Source organism: Candidatus Pelagibacter sp. (assembly GCF_052049935.1).
Taxonomy (GTDB): Bacteria; Pseudomonadota; Alphaproteobacteria; order Pelagibacterales; family Pelagibacteraceae; genus Pelagibacter.
The window spans coordinates 20,485-34,667 of sequence record NZ_JBNGZA010000004.1 but is presented as its reverse complement, the minus strand read 5'-3'; the positions used below and the strand labels follow the sequence as shown (position 1 = coordinate 34,667).

At 30.1% G+C, this 14,183-nt stretch carries 14 protein-coding genes and 1 pseudogene; 10 read left to right on the top strand and 5 right to left on the bottom strand.

The annotated features are described in order from the left end of the window. Positions 1-183 precede the first annotated feature (183 nt). Positions 184-564: pseudogene (rpoZ, locus tag ACTT90_RS02805) on the bottom strand (DNA-directed RNA polymerase subunit omega); the annotation flags it as partial. Between the two features lie 44 nt (positions 565-608). After that, entirely contained in the window at positions 609-1,817 is a 1,209-nt protein-coding gene (locus tag ACTT90_RS02800) for an MFS transporter (RefSeq protein ID WP_440937336.1), read from the bottom strand. An 11-nt stretch (positions 1,818-1,828) separates the two neighbouring features. Between ACTT90_RS02800 and ACTT90_RS02795 the strand changes: the two genes are divergently transcribed. The 8 genes from ACTT90_RS02795 to ACTT90_RS02760 all read left to right on the top strand — a co-directional run bounded on the left by ACTT90_RS02795 (position 1,829) and on the right by ACTT90_RS02760 (position 10,021). Further along, a complete protein-coding gene (locus ACTT90_RS02795; RefSeq protein ID WP_440937335.1) occupies positions 1,829-2,698 on the top strand; it encodes an NAD(P)-dependent oxidoreductase in 870 nt (289 codons plus the stop codon). Between the two features lie 6 nt (positions 2,699-2,704). After that, positions 2,705-3,328 (top strand): flavin-binding protein, encoded by a 624-nt coding sequence (locus ACTT90_RS02790; RefSeq protein WP_440937334.1) that lies wholly within the window; start codon positions 2,705-2,707, stop codon positions 3,326-3,328. 6 nt (positions 3,329-3,334) lie between these two features. Next, positions 3,335-4,249, top strand: coding sequence for an ROK family protein (locus ACTT90_RS02785; RefSeq protein WP_440937333.1), 915 nt, complete (start codon positions 3,335-3,337; stop codon positions 4,247-4,249). Positions 4,250-4,411: 162 nt separating this feature from the next. Next, on the top strand, positions 4,412-5,719 hold the full coding sequence (locus ACTT90_RS02780) for an ABC transporter substrate-binding protein (protein ID WP_440937332.1): 1,308 nt from the start codon (positions 4,412-4,414) through the stop codon (positions 5,717-5,719). Between the two features lie 93 nt (positions 5,720-5,812). Next, on the top strand, positions 5,813-6,673 hold the full coding sequence (locus ACTT90_RS02775; RefSeq protein ID WP_440937331.1) for a carbohydrate ABC transporter permease: 861 nt from the start codon (positions 5,813-5,815) through the stop codon (positions 6,671-6,673). A 2-nt stretch (positions 6,674-6,675) separates the two neighbouring features. Further along, positions 6,676-7,488 carry a carbohydrate ABC transporter permease gene (locus ACTT90_RS02770; protein WP_440937330.1) on the top strand — a complete coding sequence of 271 codons (813 nt, stop codon included), beginning with the start codon at positions 6,676-6,678 and terminating at the stop codon, positions 7,486-7,488. Then, positions 7,489-8,934, top strand: coding sequence for a mannitol dehydrogenase family protein (locus ACTT90_RS02765; RefSeq protein WP_440937329.1), 1,446 nt, complete (start codon positions 7,489-7,491; stop codon positions 8,932-8,934). Next, positions 8,927-10,021 (top strand): ABC transporter ATP-binding protein, encoded by a 1,095-nt coding sequence (locus ACTT90_RS02760; RefSeq protein ID WP_440937328.1) that lies wholly within the window; start codon positions 8,927-8,929, stop codon positions 10,019-10,021. The genes ACTT90_RS02765 and ACTT90_RS02760 overlap by 8 nt, the downstream gene beginning before the upstream one ends. Positions 10,022-10,035: 14 nt before the next feature. Here ACTT90_RS02760 and ACTT90_RS02755 read toward each other — a convergent pair whose 3' ends face one another. After that, positions 10,036-10,545, bottom strand: coding sequence for a gamma carbonic anhydrase family protein (locus tag ACTT90_RS02755; RefSeq protein ID WP_440937327.1), 510 nt, complete (start codon positions 10,543-10,545; stop codon positions 10,036-10,038). A gap of 20 nt (positions 10,546-10,565) precedes the next feature. Here ACTT90_RS02755 and ACTT90_RS02750 point away from each other — a divergent pair, with 20 nt between their 5' ends. Beyond that, the gene (locus ACTT90_RS02750) at positions 10,566-11,120 is read left to right on the top strand and encodes a thioredoxin family protein (RefSeq protein ID WP_440937326.1); all 555 of its coding nucleotides are present in this window, start codon (positions 10,566-10,568) and stop codon (positions 11,118-11,120) included. Beyond that, the gene (locus ACTT90_RS02745) at positions 11,120-12,202 is read left to right on the top strand and encodes a glycosyltransferase family 4 protein (RefSeq protein ID WP_440937325.1); all 1,083 of its coding nucleotides are present in this window, start codon (positions 11,120-11,122) and stop codon (positions 12,200-12,202) included. The genes ACTT90_RS02750 and ACTT90_RS02745 overlap by 1 nt, the downstream gene beginning before the upstream one ends. On the opposite strand, the gene ACTT90_RS02740 is transcribed toward ACTT90_RS02745, so the two are convergent. Together ACTT90_RS02740 and ACTT90_RS02735 are read right to left on the bottom strand one after the other, a co-directional pair. After that, a complete protein-coding gene (locus tag ACTT90_RS02740) occupies positions 12,195-13,700 on the bottom strand; it encodes a tripartite tricarboxylate transporter permease (protein ID WP_440937324.1) in 1,506 nt (501 codons plus the stop codon). The two genes, ACTT90_RS02745 and ACTT90_RS02740, sit on opposite strands and share 8 nt — an antisense overlap. Continuing rightward, the gene (locus ACTT90_RS02735) at positions 13,697-14,167 is read right to left on the bottom strand and encodes a tripartite tricarboxylate transporter TctB family protein (protein ID WP_440937323.1); all 471 of its coding nucleotides are present in this window, start codon (positions 14,165-14,167) and stop codon (positions 13,697-13,699) included. Before ACTT90_RS02735 ends, ACTT90_RS02740 begins: the two co-directional genes overlap by 4 nt. Between the last annotated feature and the right edge of the window lie 16 nt (positions 14,168-14,183).

Sequence of the window (14,183 nt, the reverse complement as noted above, 5' to 3'; positions counted from 1 at the left end):
AGTAGTTTCATCTACAGCTTGTTCTTCACTTGCTGACACTTCTTCTAAAGAAACTTCAGATTGTTCAGATGGTGTTTCTTGCTCTAAAGAAGTTTCAGGTTGTTCTAATGACATTTCTTGATCTGCAGCTTCTTCTGCAACTGGAGTTTCAACTTCTGGAGTAGCTGTTTGTGATAGTTCAGCTAGATCTTCTTTTGATACTTGAATTTTTTCAGGAGTTTTTCTAGCTCTTTTAGATGGTAATATAGGTGCACCACTTTTTGATATCTCACCTTTATATAAGCTTTCAAAATCATCACCAACTTCTTCATCATCTTCAGAACCATCATCAACTTGTTCTACGTGTTTTCTTAATTTGTAAATTGCTGCTTCTGATAGATCAGGAACTTTAACTGTTTCTTCTGCAATTTCTCTTAGCGCAATAACTGTATTTTTATCGTTATCTCTATCTAATGTTGGTTCAATGCCTGAACTTAGTTGAGCGGCTCTTTCTTTTGCTACTAAAACCAATTCATAAGGACTTTCAACTTTATCGATACAATCTTCTACTGTTACTCTTGCCATGCGCAGTATCTACACATGGAAAGCTAAAAAAGCAAGGAGAAATTCTACAAATATTGAGGTTTTAGTTTGTTTTTTATCAAAAATAATAGAACAAACATTGATAATATATATAAGCCTGAAAAACTTGCTATTTGCTCAATTGTAAAACCTTTATCTATAAGGAAACCAAACAATGCTGTCCCAAATGCAGTTGAAAAAACCATTAATGCGGATGTCATGGCTTTAATCCCACCTATAAATTTAACTCCATAAAGTTCAGCCCAAGTTGATGAGCCCAAAACATTAGCAAAACCATTTGTGATACCCATTAAACCCAAAAAGATAAAAGATGAAAAAGGATTGTCGAAAAAAATTAATATCAAAGTAGCAAGCATCAATGGGATATTCGTAAATATCAATAGTTTCCTACTAGTAAACTTATCGATTAAAAAACCAGTTACAAATAAAGTAATTACAGATAATATTGAATAAGCCATAAAGGATTGGGCGATAACGTAAGGACCCCATTCTTTAGAGGATTGAACAAATGATTGAAAAACTGCAAAACCAGTAAAGATCCAAGGCATTGCCAATAAGTTTCCACAAATAATATAAAATTTATAATCTTTTAAAACTTCAGATCTTTTCCATTGTTTAATTTTATTTTCATCTTCATTTTTTTTGTTTTCAGTTTCTCTGGAATTTATATCTAATTTTCTTATCAAGAATACTGAAGATACAGAAAGAAATAATATGATTAATAAAGAAAAACTTACCCAAAGGTCTCTCCAATCTAAAATAGTTAATAGATATACTATTGCTACTGGTAATAAAAATTCTGCTGATGACAAACCTAGCCAAGCAGTGCTTAAGGCTTTTCCTCTAGATTTATCAAAGTATCTTGAGACTGTTGTTGTTGCAGTATGAGACATCAGGCCTTGGCCAAACAATCTCATTAGAAAAATTGCAAAAAATAAAAAAACAATTGAATTTATTTTTGAGAATAAAAAAGATGAAATACTTAAAGATATTATAACAAAGAAAGCAAATTTAATTGCATTTACATCATCAATTTTTTTTCCTAACCATATTAATATAAAACTACTTAATAAAGTTGCTGAAGCATAAATAGAACCAAATTGACCATGAGATATAGACAGTGCATCTCTAATACTTGAATTAAATAAACCTAAAAAAAAACTCTGTCCAAAGCTTGAAAAAAATGTAAAAATAAAACCAAATATTATTACTTTTAAACTTAAACTTTTAAACATAGAAAAAAATTATGACTTGTAATGTTGCTTTCATAGGTCTTGGGGTTATGGGCTACCCAATGGCTGGTTATATATCAAAAGCCGGACACAATGTAACTGTTTTTAACAGAACAACAGCAAAAGCTGAAAAATGGGTTAATGAATATAAAGGTAAAATGGCAGAAACACCCGCTGAGGCTGTTAAAGATGCTGAATATATTTTTACATGTGTTGGAAACGATAACGATTTAAGAGAAGTTACATTTGGCGATAAAGGAGCATTTAAAAAAATTCAAAAAGGATCTGTATACATAGACAACACTACAGCATCAGCAACAATTGCAAGAGAAATTTACGACTACGCAAAAAAAAATGGTTTTGGTTCTTTAGATGCGCCAGTGTCAGGGGGGCAAGCGGGAGCTGAGAACGGTGCGTTAACAGTTATGATTGGTGGAGACCAAGCTGACTTTGATAAAGCAAAAGATAAAATTGATTGTTACAGTAAAAAAATTAAATTACTTGGAAGTGCTGGAAGCGGACAACTAGCAAAAATGGTAAATCAAATTTGTATTGCTGGATTAGTTCAAGGTTTATCTGAAGGAATTAATTTTGGTATGAAAGCAGGTCTTAATATGGAAGATGTAATTGAAGTTATTTCAAAAGGTGCCGCTCAATCTTGGCAAATGGAAAATAGATACAAAACTATGATTGATGATAAATTTGATTTTGGTTTTGCGGTAGATTGGATGAGAAAGGATTTAAAAATTGCTATGGAAGAAGCTAAAAATAATGGCTCATCACTACCTATTACAGAAATAGTCGATAAATACTATGGAGAAGTTCAAGAACTTGGTGGAAATAGATGGGATACCTCAAGTTTAATCAAAAGATTTAGAAAGTAAAATTGTATGCAACCAGCATACTATGAAAATTTTGATGAAATCATCAAAAAGATCTGGCTTATGTTGGATGACGCAGTAAAAAATAGAAACTCTCAATTTAGAATACCTACTTTCATGTGTGGAAATCAAAATGATTTAGATGGACGTATTGTTGTGCTAAGAAAATCAAAGCAACAGGAGAGATTGTTACAATTTCATAGCGATATACGATCTGATAAAATTCTAAAACTAAAATCTAATAATAAGGCTGCTATGTTATTTTATGATAAAGACGAAAAGATACAAGTGAGAGCAAAAGTTGAATGTGTAGTTAATCATAAAAATGAAATCGCAAAAGAGTCTTGGATAAACACAGGTCACATAAGTAGAAAATGTTACCTTGTAGATAGTGGACCTGGAACTGAGTCAGAAAACCCTACATCAGGCTTAAGACCAGAACTAGATAATTTCGACTATACTCATGAAGAGAGTGAAAAAGGTTATGAAAATTTTACAGTAATACAATGTAAAATAAATTCTTTAGAGTGGTTGTATTTAGCAGCCAAGGGTCATAGAAGAGCTAAATTTGAATATGGAGATAATTTAGGATCAGAAACTACATTCATAAAAAAAACTTGGCTTATACCTTAGTAGAACATGGATAAAAAATTTAAAATAGGAATAGATTATGGTGGAACCAAAATTGAAGCTATTCTGATTGATGAGAATGGAAAAGAAATAAAAAGAGAAAGATCAGGATATGACAAAAATTATAAGTCAGGAATAGAAACTGTAAAAAAATTTGTTGAAAATTTTAAACAAGAATCAAGACAAGATGCAACAGTTGGTATAGCTATACCTGGTTTTTTATCAAATGAAACTGGCTTAGTTCACAATGCTAACTCTGATTGGTTAAATAAAAAATCTTTTAAAAAAGATTTAGAAAAAGAATTAAGCTGTGAAATTAAAATGATGAATGATGCCAATTGCTTTACACTTTCAGAATCTATTGATGGTGCTGGTAAAGATTTTAAAAGTGTTTTTGGTGTCATAATTGGAACTGGTTTTGGTGGCGGTTTATCGTTTAATAAAGAAATAATTGAAGGTGCCAATCAAGTTGCGGGGGATTGGGGTCACCAACCACTACCCTACCCAACTGAAGATGAAAAAAATACAGAAATAAAATGTATTTCTCCAACATGTGGAAGACCATTGTGTGCAGAACAATTTATTTCAGGAACAGGCTTTGCAGATATCTTTAATAAAAAATATAATACAAATTATAAATCACCCGAGATTGTTGAATTAGATAAAAATAACGATGAAAGAGCAAATGAAGAATTTAAATTATATGAAGACAGATTTGCGAGATTAATTGCTGTAATGATTGGAATATTTGATCCAGAAGCAATTATTTTAGGTGGAGGAATGTCAAATGTTGATAGATTGTATAAAAATCTTCCAGATATTATTCCGAAATATACATTTTCAGAAAAAGTAAGAACTAAAATTTTAAAAAATAAGCACGGTGACTCAAGTGGTGTGCGAGGAGCTGCATGGTTATGGAATTAAAATATCTAATTAAGACTGAATAAAAAAGACATAAAATTTAGAGAAATTTATGCGACCTTTCGTAGCTTTAATTAAGAATAAATGGATTATTTCGAATTAATTCTTGTTTGATTTTATCAAAAATCTTAAGCTAGTTTTTTTAACTTAAACTAAGAGAGAAATATGAAAAACTTAAAAAACCTAATGGTTGCATTATTTGCTCTTTTATTTGCTACAACTGCAAATTCAGAGACAATTAAAGTTGCAACAGTAAACAATGGTGACATGATTAGAATGCAAGGTCTAACAAGTGACTTTACTTCTAAGACTGGCATTAACGTTGAATGGGTAACTTTAGAAGAAAACGTTCTAAGACAAAAAGTTACCACAGACATAACTACTAAAGGTGGACAATTTGATGTTCTTACAATTGGAACTTATGAAGTGCCAATTTGGGGAGGAAAAAATTGGTTAAATGAATTAAAATTTAGCGCCGCTTACGATGTAGATGATTTATTACCTGCTATAAGAAGTGGTTTATCAGTTGATGGTAAATTATATGCTGCTCCTTTCTATGGTGAGTCTTCTATGATTATGTATAGAAAAGACTTAGTTGCTAAAGCAGGTATGACTATGCCTCAACAACCAACTTGGGGAGAAGTTTATGATATTGCTAAAGCAATCACTGAAGGAAATGATGGAGTTTATGGTGCTTGTTTAAGAGGTAAACCTGGTTGGGGTGAAGGTGGAGCTTTCATTACAACAGTTGCAAACGCATTTGGTGGAAGATGGTTTGATGAAAACTGGCAACCACAAATGAATAGCCCTGAGTGGAACGCTGCAGTCTCATTTTATGTTGACTTATTACAAAACTATGGCCCTCCAGGAGCATCTTCAAATGGTTTCAATGAAAACCTTGCTTTATTCAATGAAGGTAAATGTGGAATGTGGATTGATGCAACAGTTGCAGCAAGTTTTGTGACAAACCCTAAACAATCAAAAGTACATGACAAAGTAGACTTTGCACAAGCACCTTGTGCTGTAACTTGCAAAGGTTCTAACTGGTTATGGGCTTGGTCTTTAGCAATTCCAGGTGGTTCTAAAAAGGTTGATGCGGCTACTAAATTTATTGATTGGGCTACATCAAAAGAATACCTTGAGTTAGTTGCTTCTAAAGAAGGATGGGCGAACGTTCCTCCAGGAACAAGAACTTCTTTATATAAGAACCAAACTTATTTAAATGAAGCTCCTTTCGCAGCTATGACCTTAAATGCAATTAATACTGCCGATCCATCTTTTAATGGTACTTTAAAAAAGAAACCATACATGGGTGTACAGTTTGCAGCTATTCCTGAGTTCCAAGGAATTGCAACATCTGTAAGTCAGCAAGTATCCTCTGCATTAGCAGGAAAAATTTCAGTGGAAAAAGCATTAAATAATGCTCAAAAGATTGCTGAAAAAGAAATGAAAAAAGCTGGTTATATCAAATAATTGTAACTAAGACTTTTAAATATCAAAGGCCACTACTCTATTTGAATAGTGGCCTTTATTTTATTTTAAACTAAATTAACTTAAAGTTTTCTTATGAAAAATAAGTTTATTTCTAGAGCAACATCCTATCCTACAATCACTCTTTTATTTATCTGGATGGCTGTACCATTGGGTATGACAATTTATTTTTCATTTCTAAGATACAGTTTAATGAATCCAGATGTTCAAGATTTTACTGGTATTTTAAACTACGAATATTTTTTAACCGATTTTGCTTTTTTAGAAGCTTTATGGAATACTTTTGTTTTAGTTTTTTCTGTTTTAATTGTTTCAGTATTGTTTGGAATTGCATTTGCACTGTTATTAAACCAAAATTTTTTTGGAAGAGGTTTCGCAAGAATTTTAGCAATAGCTCCTTTTTTTATAATGCCTACTGTTAGTGCATTAATTTGGAAAAACTTATTTATGAACCCTGTTTCAGGTTTATTTGCATGGTTACTATCATTATTTGGTTTAGATCCTATTGACTGGTTTACACATGTTCCGATGCTTTCAATAATTATAATTGTTTCTTGGCAATGGATACCATTTGCTACTCTTATATTATTGACAAGTTTACAATCAGTTGACAAAGATCAAATAGAAGCAAGTAAAATAGATGGAGCAAATCAATTTCAAATTTTTAGATATGTAACATTGCCTCATTTATTAAGACCAATTGCTATTGTCATTTTAATTGAAACAATATTCTTACTCACTATTTTTGCCGAAATTTTTGTAACTACAACTGGTGGACCGGGTTTAGCTACAACAAACCTAGCATTTTTAGTTTTTACTGAAGCACTATTAAAATTTGATATTGGAATAGCATCTGCTGGTGGGGTAGTTGTTGTAATCCTCGCGAATATAGTTGCATTCTTTTTAGTTAAAATGATTGGAAAAAATTTACAATAATTATGAAAAAAAAAATTACTTTAACTTTTTTAGCTTGGTTAATTTCCTTAATAATGTTCTTTCCAATTTTATGGATGATTGTCACATCATTTAAAACTGAGTTAGATGCAGTAGCTATTCCACCCTTATTTTTTTCATTTGAACCAACAATTGAAAATTATGGAATTGTACAAGAAAGAAGTAACTATTTTAGATTTGCTTTAAACTCTGTAATAATTTCTTTTGGTTCAGCAATATTAGGGTTAATTTTATCAATACCAATTGCTTGGTCTATGTCTTTTCACCCTACAAAAAGAACTAAGGGAACTTTGTTATGGATATTATCAACAAAAATGATGCCACCAGTTGGTGTATTAATTCCAATATATTTAATTTTTAGAGACCTATCACTTTTGGATTCAAAAATAGGAATGATTGTAGTTTTATGTTTTGTAAATTTACCAATAATGATCTGGCTTTTGTATTCGTACTTTAAAGAAATTCCTAATGAAATTCTAGAGGCAGTAAGAATAGATGGTGCAAATACTTTTCAAGAAATAGTTTATGTTTTGCTGCCACTCTCATTGCCTGGGTTAGCATCTACTACTCTGCTTTGTATTGTGCTTGCTTGGAATGAAGCGTTCTGGACATTAAATTTAACATCAGTTGATGCAGCACCTCTCACAACATTTATAGCTTCCTATTCAAGTCCTGAAGGTTTATTTTATGCAAAACTATCTGCAGCATCTACTTTATCAGTTTTGCCTGTTTTATTTTTGGGTTGGTTAACTCAAAAGCAATTAGTCAGAGGCTTAACTTTTGGAGCTGTTAAATAGATGATTTTGAAAAATGAAATAAATCAAAATTCTATACAATTAATTGAGAGTAGTTTTGAAAAAAAAAAATTAAAACCAGGAATTTTGCATATTGGTGTGGGTAATTTTCACAGATCTCATCAAGCTTACTTAATTGATGAATATATAGAAAAAAATTCTGAATTTAATTGGGGAATTGTTGGATTAAATCTAATCTCAAATAGCTCAAATATTATAAATAATTTAAAAAAACGTAATGGTGATTATATATTAAAGACTATTTCATCAAATGGTGATGTTAAATATAAAAATATTAAATCAATTATTGATCTAAATGACTGGTCTACTGACAAAGAAAATTCAGAAAAAATATTAAATAATGAAGATATTCATCTAGTAACAATCACAGTTACTGAAACTGGTTATTTTTTAAATGAAAAGAATGAGCTTGATCAAAATAACGAATTAATAAAAAATGAATTAAATAATAAAATATCTAATTCAATTTATTCGTATTTGAGAATTGCTTTAAATAATAGAAAAAGATCAATAAACAAACCAATTACTATTCTTTGTTGTGATAATTTAAGAGAAAATGGAAAGATTTTAAAAAATTCATTAATTAAATACTTAGAATTAATTAATGATAAAGAATTAATCAATTGGTTATCAAAAAACGTGACCTTTCCTTCATGTGTTGTGGATAGGATTACTCCTAGAACACCAGAAAACTTGGCTGCGGAAATAGAAAGTAATTTCAATGTAAAAGAAAATTGCTCAGTTCTTTCTGAAGATTTCATTCAATGGGTAATAGAGGAAGATTTTGCAGCTCCATTTCCCTCACTAGATCAATTAGACAATGTATATTTTACATCAAATGTAATTAACTTTGAAGAAACAAAGATAAGAGTTTTAAATGGTGGTCATTCATGTTTGGCATACTTTGGTGCTCTAAAAGGACTGAATACATTTGATCAATGTTTTAAAGAAAAGTTTTTGGATAACTTTTTTAAGGAATTAGAAAATGAGGAAATTCTACCTGCACTAGGAAATATGAGTCCAATAGAATTACCTGAGTATCTCAATACTATTTATAGTCGATTTAAAAACTTGTATATAAGTGATGCTCTTGAAAGAATTTGTATGGATGGTTCAAGTAAATTTCCAATTTTTGTAATACCTACAATAGAAAAAAGTTTTTTAAATAATAAAGAACCTCATAGAGCTATTACATCTATTGCTAGCTGGTATATATTTATGAAAAAAATTAACAATAATGAGATAGAATTTAAGTACATTGATCCTAAATGGGAGTGGTTACAATATTTTTTACAAGATGACAAAGTTGATGACTTCTGTGCAAATAAAGATCTTTGGGGTGATTTACCAAAAAGATTTCCTAGATTTAAAGAAATATTAAGATTAAAAATTAATGATATTAACTTTTGGAATAACTTAAATGGCTGACATAAAAATTAATAGACTTAATAAATTTTATGGTGATTTGCATATCATTAAAGATGTTGATATCAAAATAGAAGATAAGTCCTTTACTGTATTAGTTGGTCCTAGTGGTAGTGGAAAATCCACAATGTTAAGAATGATTGCTGGCTTAGAAGAAATCAATTCTGGAGAAATATCAATTGATGATAAAATTGTAAATAAACTTGATCCAAAAGATAGAGAAATAGCAATGGTATTTCAATCTTATGCTTTATATCCACATATGAATGTTTTTGACAATATGGCCTTAGGTTTGAAATTAAAAAAAACTCCAAAGGATGAAATTGAAAAAAAAGTGCATGAAGCAGCAAAAATTTTACAATTAGATGATTATTTGGACAGATTACCAAAACAATTATCTGGTGGTCAACGTCAAAGAGTAGCAATTGGAAGAGCTATCACAAGAGATCCAAAAATTTTTTTGTTTGATGAGCCTTTATCAAATTTAGATGCAAAGCTAAGAGTGGAGATGAGAAGAGAATTGAAGAAACTTCATCAAAAATTAAAAACGACTATGGTATATGTGACTCACGATCAAACTGAAGCAATGACTTTAGGTACAAAAATAGCGTTAATGAATAATGGTAGAATAGAGCAGTATGATACCCCTACTAATATCTACAATAATCCAAATAGTGTTTTTGTAGCTGACTTTGTTGGGTCTCCTCCAATGAATTTTGTAAAAGGAAATATCATTGATGAAAATAATAAAAAAAATTTTTTACCTGAAAGCGCTGAAAATAAATTTAAAATACTGATTGATAATAAAGATTTAATTTCAAATAAGACTAATCAAGTACTATTAGGAGTGAGACCAGAACATATTTTTTTTAAGAAAGAACATGCGGTAAGAGTAGCTAAAGATGATAATTTTGCTGAGATTAAAGTTACTCCAATATTAAATGAATACGTTGGGCATGAGCAAATAATTACCTTTGACTATTTGGGTCAAGAGGTGCTTGGAAAATTTTCTTCCTCAATTTCAATTGATATAGGTAAAGAGATAATTCTATATATCGACTTGAATAAAATCTGTTTTTTTGATCAATAAAAGATAGTTAAATTTTAATTTATAGCAGAATATTTTTTCCAATTTTCTTGGTAATGTTTTGTATTTTCTAATACAGCTTTTTTTTCTTCATCAGTTACTTCTCTAATAACTTTTCCAGGAGAACCTACTACTAATGAATTATCTGGTATCTCTTTATTTTCAGTAATTAAAGCTTTTGCACCTATGATACAATTTTTTCCAATTTTAGCATTGTTTAGAATTACGGCTCCAATACCAATTAAACTATTATCTCCAATTGTGCATCCATGGAGCATAACCATATGTCCGATAGTTACATCTTTTCCAACTTTTAAAGGACAACCAGGATCCGTATGAAGAACACTTCCATCTTGTACATTTGAACCTTCACCTATAAATATATTTTCAATATCTCCTCTTAAAACTGCATTAAACCAAATACTTGAATTTTTTTCTAATGTAACGTCACCAATTATAGTTGCATTAGGTGCAACCCAATTTTCACCTGAACTTTTTGGTTTTTTATCTTTTAAATCGTAAAACATAATTTATATATTAGTACATCATGCCCATACAAACTCCAATATGTGATTTTGGTCAAAAGGCACAAGACTTTGAACTAAAATCTACTGAAAATAAAATTTTATCACTGAATGATATCAAAGGTGAAAATGGAACTTTGATAATGTTTATTTGTAACCACTGTCCGTATGTTAAAGCAATTACAAAAGATATAGTAGAAGATTGTATTGAATTAAAAAAACTTGGAATTAACTCAGTTGCAATTTGTGCAAATGATCCAATTAATTATCCTGAAGACTCATTTGAAAATATGATTAAATTTGCTGAAAAAAATAATTTTTCTTTTCCTTATTTAGTTGATGAAACTCAAGAAATTGCAAAAACTTACGATGCTGTGTGCACTCCAGATTTTTTTGGCTACAATAAAAATTTAGAACTACAATACAGAGGTAGAATGAGAGAACTTAAAAACTTAATTCCAGTTAGAAGTGGTGAAAGCGATCTTTTAAAAGCAATGAAACAAATAGCTGAAACTGGAAAAGGACCAGAGGACCAAGTTCCAAGCGCTGGTTGTAGTATTAAGTGGAAAAATAATTAATGTATTTAATTGTAACAAGATCATTTCCTCCTGAATTAGGTGGTATGCAAAGTTTGATGTGGGGTCTTGCACGTGAAATGTCAAAAAATTTTATGATTAAAGTATTTGCTGATTATAAAGAAGGACATAAAGATTTTGATGAACAAGCTAATTTTTCAATTGAAAGAGTTGGAGGAATAAAATTTCTAAGAAAAATCAGAAAATCTCAGTTAATCGATGAATTTGCTAAAGAAAACAAAGTAAAAGGTATAATTGCTGATCACTGGAAAAGTTTAGAACCACTAAAATCCAAGAATAAAAAATATTGTTTAATTCATGGAAAAGAAATTAACCATCCTAAAGGAAGTGGTTTAAATAAAAGAGTTTTAAATGTTTTAAACAATATTGAAAAAGTCATTGCAAACTCTCAGTATACTAAAAATCTAGCAGTTGAACTTGGAGTATCAGAGGAGAAAATAATAGTAATCAATCCAGGAGTAGATCCAGCAAAAAGTTTAGACAAAAAATCATTATCTAAAGTTGAAAGTTTATTAAAAATAAAAAAACCAAGATTAATTACAGTCTCTAGATTTGATAAAAGAAAAAATCATGACAAAGTAGTAATGTCACTTAGAAATTTAAAACAAATCTATCCTGATATCGTTTACATATGTATTGGTTATGGAGATGAGGAAGAAAATATTAAAAGTTTAGTAAAAGAACTTAATCTCGATTCTCAAGTTATGTTTTTCAAAGATATTAGTGATGATTTAAAAAATGCTTTAATAGCAAGTTCAAATATTTTTGTAATGCCATCTATAATTCACAAAAAATCTGTTGAAGGTTTTGGTATAGCCTACGTAGAAGCTGCTCAATATGGAATTCCATCGATTGGAGGTAAAGATGGAGGTGCTGCAGATGCAATAGAAAATGAAAAAACAGGATTAATTTGTGATGGAAATAATTTAGATGACATATATTCTTCTTTATCTTCAATGCTTAATAGTAATAAATATATTGAGTATGGAAAAAATGCTAAAGAATATGTTTCTAAGTTTCAGTGGGAAAAAATATTAGAAGAGTACAAAAAAATTCTTAACTAATATTTTTTTTTGTTAAAGTTTTATAAATATGCCAAAGAACAATAAGAATTGTTGTTATTAATATACAAATTGTAAGAGTCCTATCCCATAAAAATTCCCAAGATCCATTACTTAAAAGTAAAGATCTTCGTAAATTTTCTTCCATTAAACCACCAAGAACAAATGCTAGTATAAGTGGTGGCATTGGAAAATCATAAAGTCTTAAGAATGTTGCCACAACTGCTATTCCAATCATTAAATAAATGTCAAAATTATTAAATGACATTACATAAATACCTGTAATGGAAAAAAATAATATTAAAGGAATTAAATAATTTTTTGGAACTGCAAGAATTCTAGCTATGTATGGAATTAAAGGTAAGTTTAAAATTAATAGGACTACCATACCAATATACATCGACATTATAACTGACCAAAAAATTTCTGGATTGGTCATGTAAAGTCTTGGACCTGGCTGAATACCAAATCCTAATAAAGCACCCAACATCACTGCTGTTGTTCCACTTCCAGGAATACCTAAAGTTAACATTGGAACAAATGAACCTGAGCATGCTGCATTGTTTGCTGTTTCAGGAGCAGATAATCCATTTACACTACCCTTTCCAAACTTTTCTTTTTCTTCATCTTTAACTAAATTTCTTTCCATTCCATAAGCTAAGAACGATGCAATAGTTGCACCAGCTCCAGGTAGTACTCCAATTAAAAAACCAATAACTGAAGATCTAGGAATAGTTTTGTACATTTTACCTCGTTCTTCTTTATTTATTTTAATTGAACCTAATTCAGTCAAAGAAACTTGTTTAGCAGCAACTGTTGGATCGTTTCTTTTTAAGATAATAGTTAGTGCCTCACTCATTGCAAAAGTTGCCATCACTACAAGAACGAAGCTTATCCCATCAGTTAAATTCATATTGTTAAAAGTAAATCTTGTAATATCTGATAAAGAGTCTTGTCCAACTGATGCTAGCATTAAACCTAGTACCACCATCATCATTGCTTTTAAAAACTGCCCTTTTGATGAAAAAGCTGCAATAGCAGTTAATCCTAAAATCATTAATGCAAAATAATCAGGTGATCTAAATGATAAACTTACTTTAGATAAACTTGGTGCCATAAATAATAAATAAATTGCAGATAATGTACCTCCTGCAAATGAACTCCATGCTGCAATAGCTAAAGCTTTGCCAGCTTTACCTTGTTGAGCCATTGGATAACCATCAAATGATGTAGCAACTGTTCCTGGAACACCTGGTGCATTTAATAAAATCGAAGATGTTGAACCACCAAAAACTGCACCATAATAAACTCCTGCCATTAAAATTAATCCAGTAGCAGGATCAAAACCATAAGTAATAGGGATCATCAAAGCGATCGCAGTCATAGGACCAAGACCTGGTAACATTCCAATTATTGTTCCGAAGAAACAACCAATCATCACCATGAAGATATTTTGAAATGTAAGAGCTGTTGTTAAACCAATTAGTATTCCTTCAATCATCCCATCACTCCAATATATTTTAAGAAAGGATCTCTTAAATAAATATCAAGAATTCCATGTAACAAATACATAAAAGCTGCAACAAAAGGGAAAGATAGCAGAAACATTAATATCCATCTTCTTTCACCCAAAAAATAATAAGAAGCAAACAAAAATAATGAAGTAGTTAAAAAATATCCAACTTTTAAAATTGTTGCACCATAAATAATTGCAATAAGAATTAATATTCCTGTTTTTTTATATTCTAAAGTTTTGTGTTCAACTTTAATAGTATCAGGGTCTGGTAAAATTAATTTTAAACCAGAAAAAAACAAACCAGCATAACCTAAATAAATTGGAAATGTTCTGGCATTAAAAGGTGCATTTTCATCAAATGCGAAAACTTGAATTTGATAAGCTGTATATAAATAGAATGCTGAAAAAATAAAAAAGAGCAGTGATATAATTTTTGTAGTATTTATATTCACTGCTCTTCCTAATTAA